The 19,106-nt window shown below is 62.4% G+C and carries 18 protein-coding genes; 5 read left to right on the top strand and 13 right to left on the bottom strand.

Features of this window, described 5'->3' with window-relative positions; genetic code table 11:
* Positions 1-27: 27 nt before the first annotated feature.
* The 3 genes from HX881_RS08420 to HX881_RS08410 form a co-directional block, all read right to left on the bottom strand.
* Positions 28-963, bottom strand: coding sequence for an alpha/beta fold hydrolase (locus HX881_RS08420; protein WP_177083926.1), 936 nt, complete (start codon positions 961-963; stop codon positions 28-30).
* Between the two features lie 182 nt (positions 964-1,145).
* On the bottom strand, positions 1,146-2,057 hold the full coding sequence (locus tag HX881_RS08415; RefSeq protein WP_177083924.1) for a LysR family transcriptional regulator: 912 nt from the start codon (positions 2,055-2,057) through the stop codon (positions 1,146-1,148).
* Between the two features lie 57 nt (positions 2,058-2,114).
* Entirely contained in the window at positions 2,115-3,074 is a 960-nt protein-coding gene (locus HX881_RS08410; RefSeq protein ID WP_177084545.1) for a GlxA family transcriptional regulator, read from the bottom strand.
* A gap of 206 nt (positions 3,075-3,280) precedes the next feature.
* Between HX881_RS08410 and HX881_RS08405 the strand changes: the two genes are divergently transcribed.
* Positions 3,281-3,895 carry a hypothetical protein gene (locus HX881_RS08405; protein WP_177083922.1) on the top strand — a complete coding sequence of 205 codons (615 nt, stop codon included), beginning with the start codon at positions 3,281-3,283 and terminating at the stop codon, positions 3,893-3,895.
* A gap of 318 nt (positions 3,896-4,213) precedes the next feature.
* Here HX881_RS08405 and HX881_RS08400 read toward each other — a convergent pair whose 3' ends face one another.
* Complete coding sequence (locus tag HX881_RS08400; protein ID WP_246356478.1) at positions 4,214-4,531, bottom strand: winged helix-turn-helix transcriptional regulator; 318 nt, start codon at positions 4,529-4,531, stop codon at positions 4,214-4,216.
* A gap of 150 nt (positions 4,532-4,681) precedes the next feature.
* Here HX881_RS08400 and HX881_RS08395 point away from each other — a divergent pair, with 150 nt between their 5' ends.
* Positions 4,682-5,272 (top strand): malonic semialdehyde reductase, encoded by a 591-nt coding sequence (locus HX881_RS08395; RefSeq protein ID WP_017123317.1) that lies wholly within the window; start codon positions 4,682-4,684, stop codon positions 5,270-5,272.
* A 22-nt stretch (positions 5,273-5,294) separates the two neighbouring features.
* On the opposite strand, the gene HX881_RS08390 is transcribed toward HX881_RS08395, so the two are convergent.
* The 9 genes from HX881_RS08390 to urtA form a co-directional block, all read right to left on the bottom strand.
* A complete protein-coding gene (locus tag HX881_RS08390) occupies positions 5,295-6,311 on the bottom strand; it encodes an AAA family ATPase (RefSeq protein WP_246356477.1) in 1,017 nt (338 codons plus the stop codon).
* Between the two features lie 3 nt (positions 6,312-6,314).
* A complete protein-coding gene (locus HX881_RS08385) occupies positions 6,315-7,358 on the bottom strand; it encodes an aliphatic amidase (RefSeq protein ID WP_017123315.1) in 1,044 nt (347 codons plus the stop codon).
* Between the two features lie 15 nt (positions 7,359-7,373).
* On the bottom strand, positions 7,374-7,718 hold the full coding sequence (locus HX881_RS08380; RefSeq protein WP_017123314.1) for an FmdB family zinc ribbon protein: 345 nt from the start codon (positions 7,716-7,718) through the stop codon (positions 7,374-7,376).
* A gap of 30 nt (positions 7,719-7,748) precedes the next feature.
* Positions 7,749-8,978, bottom strand: a complete 1,230-nt coding sequence (gene fmdA, locus HX881_RS08375) for a formamidase (protein WP_177083918.1) — start codon at positions 8,976-8,978, stop codon at positions 7,749-7,751.
* Between the two features lie 175 nt (positions 8,979-9,153).
* Positions 9,154-9,843, bottom strand: coding sequence for an urea ABC transporter ATP-binding subunit UrtE (gene urtE / locus HX881_RS08370; RefSeq protein WP_017123312.1), 690 nt, complete (start codon positions 9,841-9,843; stop codon positions 9,154-9,156).
* A 10-nt stretch (positions 9,844-9,853) separates the two neighbouring features.
* Complete coding sequence (gene urtD / locus HX881_RS08365; protein ID WP_017123311.1) at positions 9,854-10,612, bottom strand: urea ABC transporter ATP-binding protein UrtD; 759 nt, start codon at positions 10,610-10,612, stop codon at positions 9,854-9,856.
* Positions 10,609-11,796: an urea ABC transporter permease subunit UrtC gene (gene urtC / locus HX881_RS08360; protein WP_177083916.1), complete on the bottom strand. Its 1,188-nt coding sequence runs from the start codon at positions 11,794-11,796 to the stop codon at positions 10,609-10,611. Before urtC ends, urtD begins: the two co-directional genes overlap by 4 nt.
* A gap of 10 nt (positions 11,797-11,806) precedes the next feature.
* Complete coding sequence (gene urtB / locus HX881_RS08355; protein ID WP_017123309.1) at positions 11,807-12,724, bottom strand: urea ABC transporter permease subunit UrtB; 918 nt, start codon at positions 12,722-12,724, stop codon at positions 11,807-11,809.
* Between the two features lie 396 nt (positions 12,725-13,120).
* Positions 13,121-14,365 (bottom strand): urea ABC transporter substrate-binding protein, encoded by a 1,245-nt coding sequence (gene urtA / locus HX881_RS08350; protein ID WP_017123308.1) that lies wholly within the window; start codon positions 14,363-14,365, stop codon positions 13,121-13,123.
* A gap of 322 nt (positions 14,366-14,687) precedes the next feature.
* On the opposite strand from urtA, the gene HX881_RS08345 reads away from it, so the two are divergent.
* The 3 genes from HX881_RS08345 to HX881_RS33345 are packed head-to-tail and all read left to right on the top strand — an operon-like array spanning position 14,688 to position 18,899.
* Positions 14,688-18,065, top strand: a complete 3,378-nt coding sequence (locus HX881_RS08345; RefSeq protein ID WP_017123307.1) for an ATP-binding protein — start codon at positions 14,688-14,690, stop codon at positions 18,063-18,065.
* Complete coding sequence (locus HX881_RS08340; RefSeq protein ID WP_017123306.1) at positions 18,040-18,726, top strand: response regulator transcription factor; 687 nt, start codon at positions 18,040-18,042, stop codon at positions 18,724-18,726. The genes HX881_RS08345 and HX881_RS08340 overlap by 26 nt, the downstream gene beginning before the upstream one ends.
* Positions 18,727-18,743: 17 nt before the next feature.
* Entirely contained in the window at positions 18,744-18,899 is a 156-nt protein-coding gene (locus HX881_RS33345; protein WP_484573279.1) for a DUF6124 family protein, read from the top strand.
* The last annotated feature ends 207 nt before the right edge of the window (positions 18,900-19,106 follow it).

Raw genomic sequence — 19,106 nt, 5'->3', positions numbered from 1 at the left:
ACGATCACAACCGCCGCTGCCCTACCCTCAGCCTGCCGGCAATCCCCTTACAGGTGTGCCATCCACAAAGTTGCGCACGACAAGGACAATGGTGTCCGGCGCCTCCTCCATCAACCAATGCCCCGCGCCAGGTACGACAAACTCCGTCACATTGCTGGCAACGTTACGCATCATTATTGCCTCGTTGGCACCAAACAGTTTTTCCGAACCGATGGCGAGCACCGGCATGGTCAGCCGGGTAGCCATGACCATCCGGTTGTCCTTGACGTCCTGCCGTATGGCTTGAAACTGTGCAAAAGAAGAACGCATGGCCCCAGGGCGAGCGTACAAACCTGCATAGTGACTGCGAGTGGCTTCATCGATCTTCGCCGGATTACCCGAGAACTCATTCCAGAAACGATCCAGGTAAATCCGTTCGCGGCCTGCCACCAATCGTTCCATGTCTTTTCCGCCAAAATCGAAATGCCAGAGGATTGGCAACTTGATGACTTCATCCCAAGGAGGAATCCCCGGCAACGGCGAATCCATTACGACCAACTTGTCGGTCTTGTCGGGATAACGTGCGGCATAGGCGTAGGCAACCATGCTGCCGATGTCATGCCCAACCACCACGGCATGGTCGATATTGAGTTTCATCAATACATTGCGAATGTCCATGGCCTGCGTTTTTTTGTCATAACCATCCTCCGGATGGGATGACAGCCCCATGCCACGCAGGTCAGGGACGACAACGGTATGGTCGCGCGCCAGATTGACGGCCAAGGGTTCCCACATATCCCCGGTATCGCCGAAACCATGCAGAAGTACAACTGCAGGCCCCTTGCCACCGACACGAACATGCAACTGCGCGCCCTGAGTCTGGATGGACTCGTTTCGGAATGAAGTCGGGAATGGGGTGATATCCGCCATTGCCGGAAGACTGACAGTCGCGAAAAGACACGCCATGAAAAATGGTCGAATCATGAGATTCCTCTTCCAGATGAAAGGCTGATAATTTTCAACGCGCCCAGGCAGATAACGCCTGTCCGTTACATGACCGGCGACGTTTGTTCACTGTATGAATATTCAACAGGCCAAAGAATGCCTGCCGCCCGCTAAACAGTTTTGCGCGTCGCGTAGTAATCGTCGCGACTGACACTGGCCTTTCATTGGCTAAGGGATGCGAAACGGGAACGCAGGTGCGGCAGCGCGAAGTCGATAAAAGCGCGAACCTTGGGCACGGCGAGGCGGCCAAATGGCGAAACGATATGCACCGGCATGGCCGGCGGCTCCGCATCGGCCAGCACGATTTGCAGCAGGCCCTGACTGACCTCCGGCGCCACATGGTAGGAGAGCAGGCGGGTCACGCCATGCCCCTCCACCGCCGAGGCAATGGCCGCACGGACACTATTGATGATCAGCCGCGGCGTGAATGAAATGAAACGAGGCACCGACGAGCCTTCCAGTGGCGGAAAACTCCAGGAGTTCAGGCCCATGTGATCCATGGCGATGATCGGGTGTTTGCAAAGGTCGGCCGGTTTGGTGATATCGGGATGCTTCTCCAGGTAGCACGGCGACGCCACCACCACCCGCCGTACCTCGCCGATCCGATGCGCCACCAGCGTGGAGTCCGGAAGGTGGCTGATACGCAGCGCCAGGTCCATGCCCTCGTCGATCAGGTTGACCTGTCGATCCAGCAGATGCAGCCGTACATTGATGGAGGGATATTCGTCCATGAAGGCATCGATGATGGGCCGCAGGATCTCCACCCCGGCGAACTGGGTGGCGGACAGGGTCAGGGTCCCTCGCGCGACGCTCGACTCATCGGCCGCGCTGCGCTCGGCCTCATCCAGCTCCATCAGGAGCTTTCGGCAGCTGACCGCATAACGCTCCCCCGCTTCGCTCAACCGGATCGAGCGCGTGGTGCGGTGCAACAGCGGCACGCCCACACGGGCTTCAAGAAAGGCAATGGCACGACTGACCGCGGCGATCGAGCGACCGGTCTTGCGGCTGGCGCCGGTAAGGCTTCCTTCGTCCAGCGTGGCGACGAAGACTTTCATGGCATCCAGGCGATCCATGGTGCTTTCCTCTTCTGGACACTTGCGGGCGGATGGGGCAAACGCAGGCAGCGCGACTCATGATGCCCGCAGCTCGCGGACACCCTTGCCCAAGCGTCGGCGCAACAACGTGCGCAACGTGACGCCGTTTGCATAGCCGACCTGCTCGGCAATGCGCTCGACCGTAAGCTCGCTGGTCCTGAGCAGGTGCACGGCGCGCTCTATCCGCAGGTCCTGAATATATTCGACCGGTGTTTTCCCCAGCACCTCGTTCAGATGCCGCGTCAGCGTTCGCTTGGTGGTTGCCAGTGCCCGTGTCACGACGTCGAGGGCAATGGCCGTGTCGAGGTGCTCGCGCACCCAGCGATCAAATCGCTCGACGAGCGGGTCCGAATGCTTGAGGTGATCGGAGATCGCATAGACGGACTGTGACAGCCGCGTATCAAACACGAGGTACTTGGCCACCAGTGCCGCCAGTTCGGGGCTGTGGTTGCGGATCAACCAGAGCGTAAGGTCAAGGTGGCTCAGGGCCGCACCGGCCGTCAGCACGCGGGCGCTGGGAACGATGATGCGATGCGCGTCCAGGTGCACCTGCGGGTAGCGCTGCCGGAACAGCGGTGAAAGCCACCAGGTCGTCGTCGCGTCCCCGCCGTCGAGCAAACCGCTTTCGGCCAGCAGGAATGTCCCCGTACACGCCGCTGCGACACGGGCTCCTTGGCGGTGCCACAAGCGCAACGCATCCAATGCGTCATGCACATCATCGCGGGCGAGTTCCGGGACAAGCTCCTCGGCCGTCATGTGGTTGAGCGCCGGGATGACCACCCAATCGGGGGTGATGCCATCGGTCATATCGCCCACGGGCACCTGCATGCCCAACGCCGTGCGCACCGTGGGTCGTACACCCACCACACGGATCTCGAAGCCCGCCGTACCGCTCCCCGCCACACCGGCAAGCCGGTTGGCCATGTTCAGGCTATCGAGCACGGTGGTCAGGCCGGTGTCGAACACCCCTTCGAGCACAAGGACAAAAATACGCATGGCAGGATCGGTATCAAAATTGTCGATCAGGCTAGTATTGCCGTCGACATGGGGTTTGTACAGTAGCTCTCGCCGCATAAGCATTCAGGCGCAGGCAGAAGGACAAAAACAACTATCAGGGACGACAACAAGTTTCCGAGCGCAAGTTCGCCCGACTCATCGATACAACCCACAGAACAATCTCAACGTTATAAATGGAGTAACTCGTGTCGACTCATTACAAATTAGGCACCCTATTCGCCGCCATTCTCTTTTCGGGCATATCCCTGGCACAAACCCCTGATGTCAAACCGGAGCGGATTCGTGGGGACATCGTGTCTTTCGAAGGCGAAATGCTGAAGGTGCACCGCAATGGCGGCGACATTATTTCGGTCGATATCAACCCGGACCTCGCTGTTTCGGCGCTCAAGAGTGCCAGGCTGTCCGATGCCAAAGTCGGCTCATACGTGGGGACCCCGGCACTGACCGGCAGCGATGGAAAACTGACCGCCACCTCGATGATCATCTTTTCGGAGGCAGCGCGCGGTGTAGCCGAGGGGCACTTCCCTTATGACTTCGGCGCCAACAGCACAATGACCAATGCGAATGTGGTCAAGGTGGTCACCGGCAGCAGCGGCCGGAAGCTGGACCTGTCGTACAGGGGAGGCAGCAGCCAGGTGACAGTACCGGAAAACGTGCCCGTGGTGACGCCGGTCCCCGCGAGCCGGGCAGATCTGATAACGGGGAAAAAAGTCTTTCTGGTGGTGACACCGGGTACGACTGGAAAGTATGACGCACAAGTACTGTTTGTTGAAAAGAACGGTGTATTGCCGCAGTTCTGAAGCCCCGCCCTCCACGGCTGTCTTCAATAAGTCATCAACAGGATCGCGACAAGTACCTGTGTTATCCGACCCGTATTGAAACTCTCCCGCTCATCTACTGAGCAACTTCAATAAACCTTGGCATTTTTGCCGGAGGATTGAACATGAACTTTCCCAAATTACGGCTGGCCGCAACACACGTTCGGTGGAGATCGATGGCGCCAGCCATGCCGTGTTTGAATCCCATCCACGACAGGTCGCGGCGCTGATAGAGCAGGCGGCGCGGCAGTCCGCTCGGTAAAAGCCGCGTGTGCGCCGGGCTTTGCGCGATGTCATGCCCTACCCGGCGGTCGGCGGTGTCACAAGCTTGCTGCCATGCACCCGCATCCACTGCTCAAGGGCCTCCAGCGCTCCAATGAGTTCACGCGCCACCGGCGTGGCTTCGTACTCCACGCGGGGTGGCATTTCGGGGAAGACCGTCCGCCGCACCAGGCCCGGCGTTTCCAGCAGTCGCAGTTGCTTGGTCAGTTCCTTCTGGGTGATCGGCCTTGCCGCCCTCTGCAACTCCCCGAAGCGGATAGGCCCGTCCGTGACGATAAGCCGATACAGGATGGGGATCGCCCATTTCCCCGCCACCAGGTTTACGAAGGCAGACAAGGGGCAGTCTTCCAGCGTGTCGCGGTTCAGGAGGTGCGTAGCTTCTGTCATCGGATATCTCACGCCCACGGTATACAAAAAGTGCCTACTTTTCTTTTCAGGCCTGGCTTTCTAAGGTGCTCGTCTCTTTCCACAACATGAGCCTACCAGATGAATATGCCACTTTCCGATGAGCTGCTGGACCAGGTTTTTCGCAAGGCCCGAACCTTCAACAGCTTCATTGACCGGCCCGTTGCGCAGAGCACCATACGCGCCCTCTACGACCTGCTGAAGTGGGGCCCCACCTCGACTAACCAGCAGCCATTGCGGGTGGTGTGGTGTCACAGTCCCGAGGCCAAGGAACGACTCGCCGCGCTCTGCTATGCGGGTAACGCGGAGAAAGTCCGCGCCGCGCCGGTGACCGCGATCCTGGGTATGGAGCTGGATTTCGTCCGTTACCTGCCACGGCTGTTTCCCCATGCGGATGCCCGCGGATGGTATGGGGACGACCAGCGCCTGATCGCCGAGTCGGCCTTTCGCAACTCCTCCCTGCAAGGCGCCTATTTCATCATTGCCGCGCGCATGCTCGGGCTGGACACCAACCCGATGTCGGGCTTCGACGAAGAGCAGATCAATGCGAGTTTCTTCGCCGACTCCAGCATTCGCGTCAACTTCATCGCGACCCTGGGTTACGGCGACTCGACGACGCTTTACGAGCGCGCGCCGCGCCTGGACTTCGACGAGGCCAACCGTTTTATCTAGGCGAACAAACGCTGAACGCTTTTCACCCACCCGCCTGCGCCAGCACCACCAGGCGCTGATCCCGCACCGTCGCCCTCATCGGTCCGGACCCGGCGCCAGCCAGCAGGTAATCGGCAATCGCCGGTTCCAGCTCGACCCGCACCCGCCGCACCAGGGCCCGCGCACCGAAACGCGGATCATGCCCGCGGCACAGCCAGGCACGGGCCGCATCGTCCAGCGATAGCGAGCGATGCGGGCCCAGGCGCTTGTTGAGTTTGCCCAGTTCAATATCCAGCAGCGCCTCCAGCCAGCGGCCCTCGATGCGCTCGAATACCAGGATGCGGTCGATCCGGTTGAGAAACTCCGGTTCGAAACGGCTGTGCAAGGCACGCTCCAGCACCTGCGCCTCGGCTTCGCCGAACCGGCCCAGCCAGCGCCGCCAGCCGCTCAAGCGCTGGCGCCGGGCGTTGGCCTGCTGCGCGCCGATATTGCTGGTCATGAAGATCAGGCTGTTGCGAAAGTCCAGGGTACGGCTGCCGCTCGCCAGGGTCAGGGTGCCGCTTTCCAGGATCCCCAGCAGACTGCGCAGCACCTCATCGCTGGCCTTTTCCAGTTCATCGAACAGGACGATACCCGGCCGACTGTAGCTGCCCTGGATCAGTTCGCTGTCGAACAGGCTGACGCCCTCCTTGCTGCCGACATAACCCGGCGGCGCCCCGGTCAGCGCCGCCGCGTAATGTTCCTGGGCCAGGGTCTGCATATCGATACGGCACATGGCGTCGGCACGGCCATTGATGGCCTGGGCCAGCAGGCGGACGATCTCGGTCTTGCCGACGCCGGTCGGGCCCATGAACAGGTTGACCCCGAGCGGCCGCTCGCGATCGCCGATATCCGCCTTGAGCACCTTGAGCTGCGCCTCCACCGCCGCCAGCGCCGCGTCCTGGCCGACGATGCGCTGGCGCAGCAGTGCCATGACCTGCCGCGGCTCGAAGGTGAACCGCGAGGCCAGCGGACGGACTTCGGGCTGTCCCGCCGCGGGGACCGGTTCGAGCGACGACATGCCTCAGCCCGCGGTCTTTTCTTTGCCGCCATGGGGCAATTGCCCCACCGGGCAATCCGCCACGCCCACGGTGCGGCGGGTGATGTTCTCGACGTTCTCCCGGGCCTTCTCGGCATCCAGCACCCAGGTGCGGTAGAACTCGAACGGGCAGTCGGCAATGCCCTTGTCGCCATCGCCGGAATCGAAGATGCCGGTGTAGCCACGGTGCAGCAGCTTGAACAGATGGTTCTGCGACTGGTCGTTGGCCCGCGCATCGCGTATCTGCGAGATCGACAGCTGGGCGTACTGGATGCCCATTTCTTCCTCGCCACATTCGCCGAGGGTGCGGCCATCGAAACCGATGATCGCCGAGTGCCCGAAGTACGAGTACACACCGTCGAAACCGGCGGCGTTGGCCACCGCGACGTAGCAGTTGTTGGCCCAGGCCATGCTCTTGGACATCTGCACCTGCTGCTCCTTGGCCGGGTACATATAGCCCTGGCAACGGACGATCAGTTCCGCCCCCTTCATCGCGCAATCGCGCCAGATCTCCGGGTAGTTGCCGTCGTCGCAGATGATCAGGCTGATCTTCATGCCCTTGGGACCGTCGCACACGTAGGTGCGATCGCCGGGGTACCAGCCTTCGATGGGACACCAGGGAATGCACTTGCGATAACGCTGGACGATCCGCCCCTGATTGTCGATCAGCACCAGGGTGTTGTAGGGCGCCTTGTGCGGATGTTCCTCGTGGCGCTCGCCGGTGAGGGAGAACACGCCCCAGGTATTGGCCTCGCGACAGGCCGCGGAAAAGATCGCGGTTTCTTCGCCGGGAATGGTCGCGGCGGTGGCCATCATCTCGTCATGGTCATAAAGGATGCCCATGGTGCTGTACTCGGGGAACACCACCAGGTCCATGCCCGGCAGCCCCTGCTTCATGCCCTTGATCACCTCGGCGATCCTGCGGGCATTGTCGATGACCTCGGCCTTGCTGTGCAGGCGCGGCATCTTGTAGTTCACGACAGCAACCCCGACGGTATCCGGGCTGCTGGAAATGTCGCCATGGCGCATGGAAAAAAACCTCTGTCAGTGACTGATCATCCAGGGCCGTGGCCCGGTCTTGCTCTTGAGTCCCAGGGGATTGGCCTTGCTCGGCACCACCGGTTTGTTCGGCGCGCAGCAACCGCAGCCCTTGGGATGGCGCCGCTGCTGGTACTCGGCGACGGTCTGCGGCGCATGGGCGCTGCGCTCGTTGGTGGCGATGGCCTGGCGCTGGCTGCTCGACAGGCAGTTCAAGGCCGGCGCCGAGAGCTGCAAGCCGCCGCCCGCGCCGCCGCAGTAGGGGCACTGGCAAGGCTCATGGCGCTGGTCCATCGGCCGCAGCATGGTGAAGGTGCCGCAGGCCTGGCACTGGTATTCGTAGGTCGGCATGCTTGGTACTCCCGGCGTGTGGAGGGCGCCTTAGAGATCGTGGGCGATGGGCAGGTCGATGCTGCCGTCCAGGTGCTTGATCGGGCCACTGGCGTTGGGGTTGATGTCGAAGTCGAAGATCTCGGTCGGCAGCCACAAGGTCGCGCAGGCGTTGGGGATATCCACCACGCCGCTGATATGGCCCTGCACCGGCGCCGATCCCAGCAGGGCATAACCCTGGGCCGGCGAGTAGCCGAACTTGGTCAGGTAGTTGATCGCATTGAGGCAGGCCTGGCGGTAGGCGACGTTGACGTCGAGGTAGTGCTGCTGGCCACTCTCGTCCACCGAGATGCCTTCGAAGATCAGGTAGTTCTTGTAGTTCGGGGTGATCGGACTTGGCTTGAACACCGGGTTCTTGATGCCGTACTTGGCCATGCCGCCCTTGATCAGCTCGACCTTCATATGCACCCAGCCGGCCATCTCGATGGCGCCGCAGAAGGTGATCTCGCCGTCACCCTGGCTGAAGTGCAGATCACCCACCGACAGGCCGGCGCCCTTGACGTAGACCGGGAAGAAAATCTTCGAGCCGCGGGACAGGTCCTTGATATCGCAGTTGCCGCCATGCTCGCGTGGCGGCACGGTGCGCGCGCCGGTGGCCGCGGCGTCATCGCGAGCCTGGCCCTTGAGCTTGCCCATGTGCGCGGTGGCGGCCAGGGGGGCGTTGGCCAGCGGTGGGACGCGGGTCGGGTTGGTGTCGATCAGCTCCTGCTCGCGGCGGTTCCAGTCGGCGAGCATCACCGGATCCGGCAGGCAGCCGATCAGCCCGGGGTGGATCAGGCCGGCGAAGTTGACGCCGGGGATGTGCCGCGAACTGGTGAACATGCCCTTGAAATCCCAGATGGCTTTCTGCGCGCTGGGGAAGTGATCGGTGAGAAAGCCGCCGCCGTTCTGCCGCGAGAAGAAACCGTTGAAGCCCCACTGCGAGTCGGCCTTGGCGCCGATATCCAGCAGGTCGACCACCAGCAGGTCGCCGGGCTCGGCGCCGTGCACACCGACCGGGCCGGACAGGTAATGCACGGTGGACAGGTCGACATCGCGCACATCCGACGCGTCGTCGTTGTTCTTGATCGCCCCGGCGGTCCAGTCATAGGTCTCAAGAATGAAGTCATCCCCCGGCTTGACCCAGCAGGCCATCGGAATGTCCGGATGCCAGCGGTTGTGGATCTGCTCGTTCTCGGTGACGGGCTGGTTGAGGTCGACTTTGATCAGGGTATCGGTCATGGCAAAGCTCCTGGACAGTAGGGATGTACAGCGTTGCTGGCAGTCTCGAATGGCGGCGCGAATCGGCCAATACGTCGGATGACGTAGCTCCCTTTTGCAGGAGCCCGGCTTGCTGGCGATGGCGATTTCAAGGGTGCTATCGCCGGCAAGCCGGGCTCCTACAGGACTGTGGTGTCTATACGGAGAGGTAACGGCTGATGGTCGCCTCGTCGACATTGGCGCGGGTTTCCTCGATGACGAAGCGGCCCTTCTCGATCACCAGGAAGCGGTCGGCGATTTCCAGGGTGAAGGACAGCACCTGCTCGGAAACCACGATGGTCAGATCCCGCAGGGTGCGGATTTCCTTCAGGGTGCGGGCGATGTCCTTGATGATCGACGGCTGGATGCCCTCGGTGGGCTCGTCCAGCAACAGCACCTTGGGGTTGGTCGCCAGCGCCCGGGCAATCGCCAGTTGCTGCTGTTGCCCGCCGGAGAGGTTGCCGCCCTTGCGCGAGCGCATGTCGTGCAGCACCGGGAACAACGCATAGAGGTCTTCTGGCACCTGGCCCCGGGCCGAGGCCGGCAAGCCGGTCTGGATATTTTCCAGTACCGTCATGCTGGGGAAGATCATCCGCCCCTGGGGCACATAGGCGATGCCGTGCTCCACCCGCTCGTGGGTCTCCAGGCTCGACACCTCGCGCCCGTCGACGCTGACCTGGCCGCCCCATTGCGGGAGGATGCCCATCAGGCTCTTGAACAGCGTGGTCTTGCCCATGCCGTTGCGGCCCATCACGGCGACGATTTCCTGTTTCGCCACGGCCAGGTCGAGGTCGTGGAGGATCTGGCTCTGGCCGTAGCCACAGGACAGCTTGTTGACGTTGAACATGCCTGCTTCCTCAATGGCCCAGATAGACTTCGACGACTTTCGGATTGTTCTGCACCGACTCCATGCTGCCCTCGGCCAGGACCTTGCCCTGGTGCAGCACGGTGACCTTGTGGGCGATGCTCTTGACGAACTCCATGTCGTGCTCGATCACCAGCACCGAACGGCCCTGGCTGATGCGCTTGAGCAACTCGGCGGTCTGCACCCGCTCGTTGACGCTCATCCCGGCGACGGGCTCGTCGAGCATCAGCAGGTCGGGGTTCTGCATCAGCAGCATGCCGATCTCCAGCCACTGCTTCTGGCCGTGGGACAGCAGGTCGGCCTGTTGCTGCAAAAGGTCGCCGAGGAAGATCTCCCTGGCCACCTCTTCCACCCGGGCAACCACGGCGGCGCTGCGCTTGAAGAACAATGCGCCGAACACCTTGCGCCCGGCCGGATAGGACATCTCCAGGTTCTCGAACACCGTGAGGTTTTCGTAGATCGACGGGTTCTGGAACTTGCGCCCGACGCCAGCGCGGACAATGTTGTACTCGTGCATCTTCGTCAGTTCCTTGCCGTCGAACTGGATGCTGCCGCTGGTGGCGCGGGTCTTGCCGCAGATCAGGTCGAGCACCGTGGTCTTGCCGGCGCCGTTGGGCCCGATCACCACCCGCACTTCATTGCGGTCGATATACAGGTTGAGGTTGTCCACGGCCTTGAAACCGTCGAAGGACACCGTCAGTCCCTCGATGGCCAGCACCGGTTTGTTCATCTGAAAACCGATGGCGCTCATGGTTGTGTCTCCAGGGAAGGACGCTCGGGCGTCGGCGTCGGCGGCTCGATCCGCGTTGCCTGCGGCAAGGGCTCGGCCACCGGCTGTGAGCGCGGCGCGCGCCGCAGCAAACGGGCCAGCGCCTGGCGGCCATGGCTGTCCCAGAGCCCGGCGAGACCGTTGGGGAAGTACATGACCACGGCAATGAACAGCCCGCCCATCAGGTACAGCCAGAGCTCGGGAAAGGACTCGGAGAAATAGGTCTTGCCGTAGTTCACCAGCAAGGCGCCGTACACCGCGCCGAGCAGCGACATGCGCCCGCCGACCGCGGTGAAGATCACCATCTCGATGGACGGCACGATGCCGACGAACGACGGCGACATGAAGCCCACCTGCAAGGCGAACATCGCCCCGCCAATCGCCGAGAAACCGGCGGCGATGCAGAACACGAAGATCTTGAAGGCGGCCACGTCGTACCCGGAGAAGCGCACCCGTTCCTCCTTGTCACGCATCGCCATCAGCAAGCGGCCCAGCTTCGACGCGAGGACAAAACGGCCGATGAAAATGCAGCCGAACAACAGCCCCGCGTTGAGGAAATACAGCAGCAGCTTGGCGTTGTCGGTGCGCAGGTCCCAGCCGAGCACGGTCTTCAGGTCGGTGATGCCGTTGACCCCGCCCGTCAGGCCCTGCTGGCCGACGATCAGCACCGTGAGAATCAGCGCGATGGCCTGGGTGACGATGGAGAAATACACATCGCCGACCCGTCGCTTGAACAGCGCCATGCCGATGACAAAGGCCAGCAGCACCGGCACCAGGATCACCGCCAGCAGCGTGAAGCTGAAGCTGTGGAACGGCACCCAGAGCCACGGCAGTTCGGTGATCTGGTTCCAGTCCATGAAGTCCGGGATGCCCGGCGTGGTCTGGATCTTGGTACTCACCGGGTCGGAGGCCTCGAGCTTGAGAAACATCGCCATGCAGTAGCCGCCGACGCCGAAAAACACGCCCTGGCCGAGGCTGAGAATGCCGCCATAACCCCAGCACAACACCAGGCCGACAGCGACGAAAGCGTAGGTCAGGTACTTGCCGACCATGTTCAGGCGGAAGGCATCCAGGGTCAGCGGGAACACCACGAAAATCAGCAGCGCCAACAGCGCCACACCGAGCAGGTTCGGCTTGCCCGCCAGCATCTTGTCTAGAACGTTCATCGGCTCGCCTCTACTTGCGCACTTTGATGGAGAACAGCCCCTGGGGGCGCAACATCAGGATCAGGATGACCCCGGACAGGGTCAGCACCTTGGCCATCGAGCCACTGAGGAAAAACTCCGAGATCGACTGGGTCTGGGCAATCACGAACGCCGAGGCGATGGTGCCGAACAGGCTTTGCGCACCACCGAAGACCACCACCAGGAAGGTGTCGACGATGTATTGCGAACCGGCGGTGGGCCCGGTGGAACCGATGGTGGTAAAGGCCGCGCCGGCCACGCCGGCCACGCCACACCCCAGGGCGAAGGTCATGCGGTCGACCTTGCGCGTGTTGATGCCCACCGCCCGGCTCATCAGACGGTTCTGCACCGTCGCCCGCACATGCAGGCCCCAGCGTGAACGGTAGAGCAGGACAAAGATGCCGGCCGTCAGCAGCACGGTCAGGGCGATCATGAACAGGCCGTTGCGCGGGATCTCGATGGACTCCGTGGGGTTGAACGAACCCATCAGCCACTCCGGTGGCGTGGCGCTGACTTCACGGGCGCCGAACACCGAGCGGAAAGTCTGCTGCATGACCAGGGACAGGCCCCAGGTCGCCAGCAGCGTGTCCAGCGGCCGCTTGTACAGCCGGCTGATCATCGCCCACTCCACCAGCCAGCCGATGGCACCGGCGATCAGGAACGAGAAGATGATGGCGAAGAAAAAATAGTAGGGCTGGAACCCCGGGGCGAAATGGCTGGTGAGGCTCGAACAGACATAGGTGGTGTAGGCACCGATGGTGAGGAACTCGCCGTGGGCCATGTTGATGACCCCCATTTGTCCGAAGATGATCGCCAGCCCCAGCGCCATCAACAGCAGCACGCAGAACACGGACAAGCCGTTGAACCCCTGCATTGCCGCGATGGCACCAAATTCCGATAGCCATTCCATGATGATGGTCTCCTGCTTGGAGGTAGAAATAAAAAACCGCATCTGCGACAAGCCTGGTTCGGGCGCAGACCGGCTTGATCGTTAACCCACAATGACGGCCAACACGCCCCCTGTAGGAGCCGGCTTGCCAGCGATGAGGCCCGAAAGTCTTGCATCGCCTGATCGGCCTTCATCGCTGGCAAGCCAGCTCCCACAGATACGTGCTCCACCACAAAGGGATCGTCGTACCCAGCCTTTGTAGGAGCCGGCTTGCCGGCGATGGGGCCCGAAAGCCTTGCACCGCCTGATCGGCCTTCATCGCTGGCAAGCCAACTCCCACAGATAGGTGCTCCACCACAAAGGATCGTCGTACCCAGCCTTTGTAGGAGCCGGCTTGCCGGCGATAGCGGTCGAACGTTATTGGTAACCTTTGGGGAACGGATTCGGCTCGATCAGATCGGACTCGTAGACCACCTTGAACTGGCCGTTGGGCTGTACTTCACCGATGCGGGTCTTGCTCCACAGGTGATGGTTTTCATGCACCTTCACGTAGCCTTCAGGCGCGGTTTTCAACTCGATGCCCGGCGAGGCGGCGACCACTTTGTCGACGTCGAAGCTGCCGGCCTTCTCCACCGCGGCCTTCCACAACCACGGGCCGAGATAGGCCGCCTGGGTCACGTCGCCGATCACCGCATCCTTGCCGTACTTGGCCTTGAAGGCTTCGACAAAGGCCTTGTTGTTGGGGTTGTCCAGGCTCTGGAAGTACTTCATCGAGGCATAGAAACCGGCCATGTTCTCGCCGCCGATACCCAGCAGCTCGTCTTCGGTCACCGACAGGGTCAGCAGGGTCTGCTTGGCCGCGTTGACGCCCGCCGCGTTGAGCTGCTTGTAGAAGGCCACGTTGGAACCACCGACCACGGCAGCGAACACCACATCGGGTTTCTTCAGCTTGACCTTGTTGATCAGCGAGCCGAACTGGGTGTTGCCCAGCGGGTAGTAGTCTTCGCCGACCACGGTGCCGTGCAGCACGTTCTCGATGTGCTTGCGGGCGATCTTCATCGAGGTGCGTGGCCAGATGTAGTCCGAACCCACCAGGTAGAAGGTCTTGGCACCCTTGGTCTTGGCGATCCAGTCGAGGCTGGCGAGGATCTGCTGGGTGGCTTCCTGGCCGGTGTAGATCACGTTCTTCGACTGTTCCAGCCCTTCGTAGAAAGTCGGGTAGTAGAGCAGGCCGTTTTCCTTCTCGAAGATCGGCAGCACGGCCTTGCGCGAGGCCGAGGTCCAGCAGCCGAACACCGTCGCCACCTTGTCGTTGACCAGCAGCTTCTTGGCCTTCTCGGCGAAGGTCGGCCAGTCGGAGGCGCCGTCTTCCTGGATCACCTTGATCTGCCGGCCGAGGATGCCGCCGGAGGCGTTGATCTGCTCGATGGCCAGGCGCTCGGCCTGGATCGAACCGGTTTCGGAAATCGCCATGGTGCCGGTGGCCGAGTGCAACTGGCCGACGGTGACTTCAGTCGGGGTCACGGCCAGGCCGGTGCTATTGGCGTCATCCGCCATGACGCCCTGGCTGAACACACTGGCGGCCAGTAACGACAGGGCCGCCGCTCCCAGCGCCAGACGGCGCGGCAACAGACCTTTGGTGCGGATCAATCGTGGTTCCATGCTGCTACTCCTCTGCGGTGGCGCTGCCGGTTCGCCCCAGGGGCGGCCAGCAACGGTGATGGCATCAGCATGGCGGCGAGCAGCGCTGGCCGGTATACGCAGCCTGACGTAAGCGCATACGTCATTTGACGTAGGGAAAATCGCACCAAGGTGGCGCAGGCTAGCGCCCGAGCCCCGGCCCGCCTGGTGTTGCCCAGAGACACAGGGACTACGCACGACCGCAGCTGCCGGCAGGGTCTGGCAACATGGGGCACGGAAATTGCTCAATTTTTCACCACCACCCGCCAGGCATGGAGCGCCTTGTTCGCAGGAGTCTTTCACCGTGCTACCACCGGGTACCCAGCGCATCGCCAAGATCCGCCGCGACTACAACAGCTGGGTCGCCGACGAGACCATGGAAGACTACGCCCTGCGCTACACGCCGAAATCCTTTCGCAAGTGGTCGGAACTGCGCATCGCCAACACCGCCCTGGGCGCGGTGTCATTCCTCGCGCTGGAGGCGATCGGCGGGGTGCTGGCCCTGAGTTATGGCTTCACCAACACCTTCTGGGCGATCCTCGCGGTGAGCCTGGTGATCTTCTTCACCGGCCTGCCCATCAGCTACTACGCCGCCCGCTACGGCGTCGACATGGACCTGCTGACCCGTGGCGCCGGCTTCGGCTACATCGGTTCGACCATCACCTCGCTGATCTACGCCAGCTTCACCTTTCTGTTCTTCGCCCTCGAAGCGGCGATCATGGCCCTGGCCCTGGAGCTGTACTTCCATATCCCGCTGGCCTTCGCCTATGTGATCTGCTCGCTGCTGGTGATCCCGCTGGTGGCCTATGGCGTAACCCTGATCAGCCGCCTGCAACTCTGGACCCAGCCGCTGTGGCTGGTGCTGCTGGTACTGCCCTACCTGTTCGTGCTGCTGAAAAATCCCCAGGCCTTCAGCGACTGGACCAGCTTCCAGGGCCGCAGTGCCAGCGGCGGCGACTTCAACCTGCTGGCGTTCTGCGCGGCGTGCACCGTGGCCCTGTCGCTGGTGACGCAGATCGGCGAACAGGTCGACTACCTGCGCTTCCTCCCGGAGAAGACCGCCGCCAACCGCAAGCGCTGGTGGGCCGCCCTGCTCTGCGCCGGTCCCGGCTGGATCATTCCCGGCGCCCTGAAAATGGCCGCCGGGGCCTTCCTGGCCTTTCTCGCCCTGCAACACGAAATCCCCATGGAGCGCGCCGCCGAACCGACGCAGATGTACCTGGTGGCCTTCAGTTATGTGTTCTCCTCACCGGAATGGGCCCTGGGCGCCATGGTGCTGTTCGTCTTCGTGTCGCAGATGAAGATCAACCTGACCAATGCCTACGCCGGCTCCCTGGCCTGGTCGAACTTCTTCGCCCGGGTCACCCACAGTCATCCCGGCCGCGTGGTATGGCTGGTGTTCAATGTGGCGATTGCGCTGATGCTGATGGAGCTGGGGGTATTCGATGTCATCGACCAGGTGCTCGGCCTCTACGCCAATATCGCCACCGCCTGGATCGGCTCGGTGGTCGCCGACCTGGTGATCAACAAACCCCTGGGCCTGTCGCCGAAACATATCGAGTTCAAGCGCGCGCACCTCTACGACATCAACCCGGTGGGCGTCGGCTCGATGCTGATCGCCTCGTTGCTGTCGATCCTCGCCCACTTCGGCCTGTTCGGCACCCTGGCCCAGGCCGCGCCGCCCTTCGTCGCCCTCGGCACCGCCTTGATCACCGCGCCGCTGCTGGCCTGGGCGACCCGCAGCCGCTACTACATCGCCCGCACCAGCGACCCGTTGCTGCTGCAGCCGGTGGCGCCGAGCATGCAGGTCACCTGCGGCCTGTGTCGCAATGCCTTCGAAACCGCCGACATGGCCTTCTGTCCGGCCTACAGCACGCCCATCTGCTCGTTGTGCTGTTCGCTGGATGCCCGCTGCGGCGACCGCTGCAAACCCCAGGGGCGCCTGTCGGCGCAGTTCGAATCGCTGTTGCGCTGGCTGCTGCCGAACACCATGGTGCCGCGCCTGCACACCCGGCTGATGCATTACCTTGGCCTGCTGCTGGTGCTGATCCTGATGCTCAGCGGCGCCCTGGCGCTGATCTACGGCCAGGCCTCCCAGGGTTTGCCTCATTCGGCGACCCTGTACCAGGCATTTTTCAAGGCCTTCCTGGTGCTCTCGATGCTGGCGGCGATCCTCGCCTGGTGGATCGTCCTGACCCGCGAAAGCCGCCACGTCGCCCAGGAAGAATCGAACCGCCAGACCCAGCTACTGATGCAGGAAATCGCCGCCCACCGCGTCACCGACCAGGCCCTGCAGGATGCCAAGGAAGCCTCCGAGTCGGCCAACGCGGCCAAGAGCCGCTACATCACCGGGCTGTCCCATGAACTGCGCACACCGCTCAACAGCATCCTCGGTTTCACCCAGAACCTGCAGCGCGACGCGGCCATGCCCGAACAGCACCAGGACGCCCTGGCAACCATCCTGCGCAGTGGCTCGCACCTGCTGTCGCTGATCGATGGCCTGCTCGACGTGGCCAAGATCGAGGCCGGCAAGCTGCGCCTGGAGCTGACGGAAATCCCCTTCCCGGAACTGATCCACGACCTGGAACTGATGTTCACCCCGCAAGCCCAGGAAAAAGGCCTGCGCTTTCGCCTGGAACTGATCGGCAAGATGCCGGCGGTGGTCCGTGGCGACGAGAAACGCGTACGACAGATCCTGATCAACCTGCTGGGCAATGCGGTCAATTTCACCGACAGCGGCGAAGTCTGCCTGCGGGTCGGCTACATGCGCGAAACCGCGACCTTCGAGATCATCGACACCGGTATCGGCATCGACCCCGAACATATCGAGCGGATCTTCCAGCCGTTCGAACGCGGTGACCTGATGCGCCAGGACAAGGGCGTCGGCCTCGGCCTGACCATCACCCGCATGCTCACCTCGCTGATGGGCGGCGAGCTGCAGGTGCGCAGCCAACAGGACAAGGGCACCTGTTTCCAGGTGCGTCTGTTTCTCTCCCAGGTCCGCGCGCCCCAGGCGGTGGTGCATGTCGAACACGACATCATCGGCTACCAGGGACCGCGTCGGCGGGTGCTGGTGGTGGACGACCATGTCGACCATCGCAAGGTGCTCAACGGCATGCTCAGCCCGCTGGGATTCGAAGTGGTGCAGGCCAGCAACGGCCAGGAAGCCATTCGCCAGGTGGCGTTGCTGGGACCGGACCTGATCCTGATGGACCTGTCGATGCCGACCATGGACGGCTGGGAAACCAGCCGCCTGATCCGCCGCAACGCCCTGTCGACGGTGCCGATCATCGTCATCTCGGCCAATGCCTTCAACGACGAGCGCAGCCTTGCCAGCGCCTGCAACGACTATCTGGCCAAGCCGGTACGCACCCCGGAACTGCTGGAGCGCATCCAGAAGCAACTCGACCTGCAATGGTTGCGCCGGGAAAAACCAGCCCCCGCCGCCCTTGCCGAACCCTGGGTCCTGCCTTCGCACCCCGACCTTGTCGCCCTCGGCGAACTCAGCGCCATCGGCTATGTCCGTGGCTTGCAGGAAAAACTCGACAGCATCGAGGCCGAGGCGCCAGACACGGCGGCGTTTATCGGCTCGCTCCGCAAGCTGCTGAAAAACTTTCGCCTGGACGAAATCAACCGCGCCCTCAAGGAGGCAGAAGATGAATGCACTGACCACAGTCACTGAACCTGGCGTCGTGCTGATTGTGGACGACACCCCGGACAACCTCGCCCTGCTCTCCGACGCCCTCAACGATGCCGGCTATATGGTGCTGGTGGCCCTCGACGGGCTGAGTGCGCTGAACCGCATCGAGCGCCGACGCCCGGACCTGATCCTGCTGGACGCGATGATGCCGGGCCTGGACGGTTTCGAGACCTGCCGACGGATCAAGGCGCAGCCGGAGAGCGCCGATATCCCGGTGCTGTTCATGACCGCGCTGACAGAGAGCCGGCACGTGGTCCAGGGTTTTGAAGTGGGCGGCAGCGACTACGTGACCAAGCCGATCCAGATCGACGAAGTGCTGGCGCGGGTCGCGGCGCATCTGCGCACCTCGCGTACCTTGTTGTCGGCGCGGGCGGCGTCGCAGCCCGTGGCGGCCTTGAGCCTGAACGATGAACCGGCGAGCAAGGTGCTGTCGGCGCGCTTCCAACTGACCGGGCGCGAGGTGGAAGTGCTGCGTTGGGTGGCCTGTGGCAAGACCAACCGCGATATCGGCACCATCCTGGACCTCAGCCCACGCACGGTGAACAAGCATCTGGAGCACGTCTATATCAAGCTGGGAGTGGAGACCCGGACGGCGGCGACGTCGGTGGTGTTGTCGGCGATGACGGAGCATCGGCGGATGTAGCGGTCAACGCCAGTTCCATACTGGACACCGCTGGCACCACAGACGATGAAAATGCGGACAACCTCACTGGCCCGAATCGCAAAGGGGCAATGGGTGTAGTACATCTGATCGAGTTGGCTCAACGCCTATTGGAAACATTGATTGAGGAGCAGTCGACAGGGACGGCAAGCTGACAAACACGAGGTCAGGCTCGAAAAAAAAGGGAGCTAAGGCTCCTTTTTTACTGGCTGTCAGAAAGCTTTCCTCCTCAGTTCTCCAACCCCGACACCCAGTAACCGCCCGTCATTCACGCAGGGATATTTCTCTTACGCTGGCAGGTCATTTCTTAGAGTTCATTTTTTATGTGAGACTCTCCTGCAGACTCATAGGAATTGACCTAC

The organism is Pseudomonas gingeri, from assembly GCF_013386115.1.
GTDB lineage: Bacteria > Pseudomonadota > Gammaproteobacteria > Pseudomonadales > Pseudomonadaceae > Aquipseudomonas > Aquipseudomonas gingeri.
This window is presented reverse-complemented; position numbering and strand designations above follow the sequence as displayed.

What these genes read in the sequence shown, in the direction of transcription:
- urtC (WP_177083916.1), bottom strand. Translation starts at nt 11,796, where the DNA reads ATGAACGTTCTAGACAAGATGCTGGCGGGCAAGCCGAACCTGCTCGGT.
- HX881_RS08395 (WP_017123317.1), top strand. Translation starts at nt 4,682, where the DNA reads ATGAATATGCCACTTTCCGATGAGCTGCTGGACCAGGTTTTTCGCAAG.
- HX881_RS08390 (WP_246356477.1), bottom strand. Translation starts at nt 6,311, where the DNA reads ATGTCGTCGCTCGAACCGGTCCCCGCGGCGGGACAGCCCGAAGTCCGT.
- HX881_RS08420 (WP_177083926.1), bottom strand. Translation starts at nt 963, where the DNA reads ATGATTCGACCATTTTTCATGGCGTGTCTTTTCGCGACTGTCAGTCTT.
- HX881_RS08410 (WP_177084545.1), bottom strand. Translation starts at nt 3,074, where the DNA reads ATGCGTATTTTTGTCCTTGTGCTCGAAGGGGTGTTCGACACCGGCCTG.
- HX881_RS08415 (WP_177083924.1), bottom strand. Translation starts at nt 2,057, where the DNA reads ATGGATCGCCTGGATGCCATGAAAGTCTTCGTCGCCACGCTGGACGAA.
- urtD (WP_017123311.1), bottom strand. Translation starts at nt 10,612, where the DNA reads ATGAGCGCCATCGGTTTTCAGATGAACAAACCGGTGCTGGCCATCGAG.
- HX881_RS08380 (WP_017123314.1), bottom strand. Translation starts at nt 7,718, where the DNA reads ATGCCGACCTACGAATACCAGTGCCAGGCCTGCGGCACCTTCACCATG.
- fmdA (WP_177083918.1), bottom strand. Translation starts at nt 8,978, where the DNA reads ATGACCGATACCCTGATCAAAGTCGACCTCAACCAGCCCGTCACCGAG.
- urtB (WP_017123309.1), bottom strand. Translation starts at nt 12,724, where the DNA reads ATGGAATGGCTATCGGAATTTGGTGCCATCGCGGCAATGCAGGGGTTC.
- urtA (WP_017123308.1), bottom strand. Translation starts at nt 14,365, where the DNA reads ATGGAACCACGATTGATCCGCACCAAAGGTCTGTTGCCGCGCCGTCTG.
- urtE (WP_017123312.1), bottom strand. Translation starts at nt 9,843, where the DNA reads ATGTTCAACGTCAACAAGCTGTCCTGTGGCTACGGCCAGAGCCAGATC.
- HX881_RS08340 (WP_017123306.1), top strand. Translation starts at nt 18,040, where the DNA reads ATGAATGCACTGACCACAGTCACTGAACCTGGCGTCGTGCTGATTGTG.
- HX881_RS08385 (WP_017123315.1), bottom strand. Translation starts at nt 7,358, where the DNA reads ATGCGCCATGGCGACATTTCCAGCAGCCCGGATACCGTCGGGGTTGCT.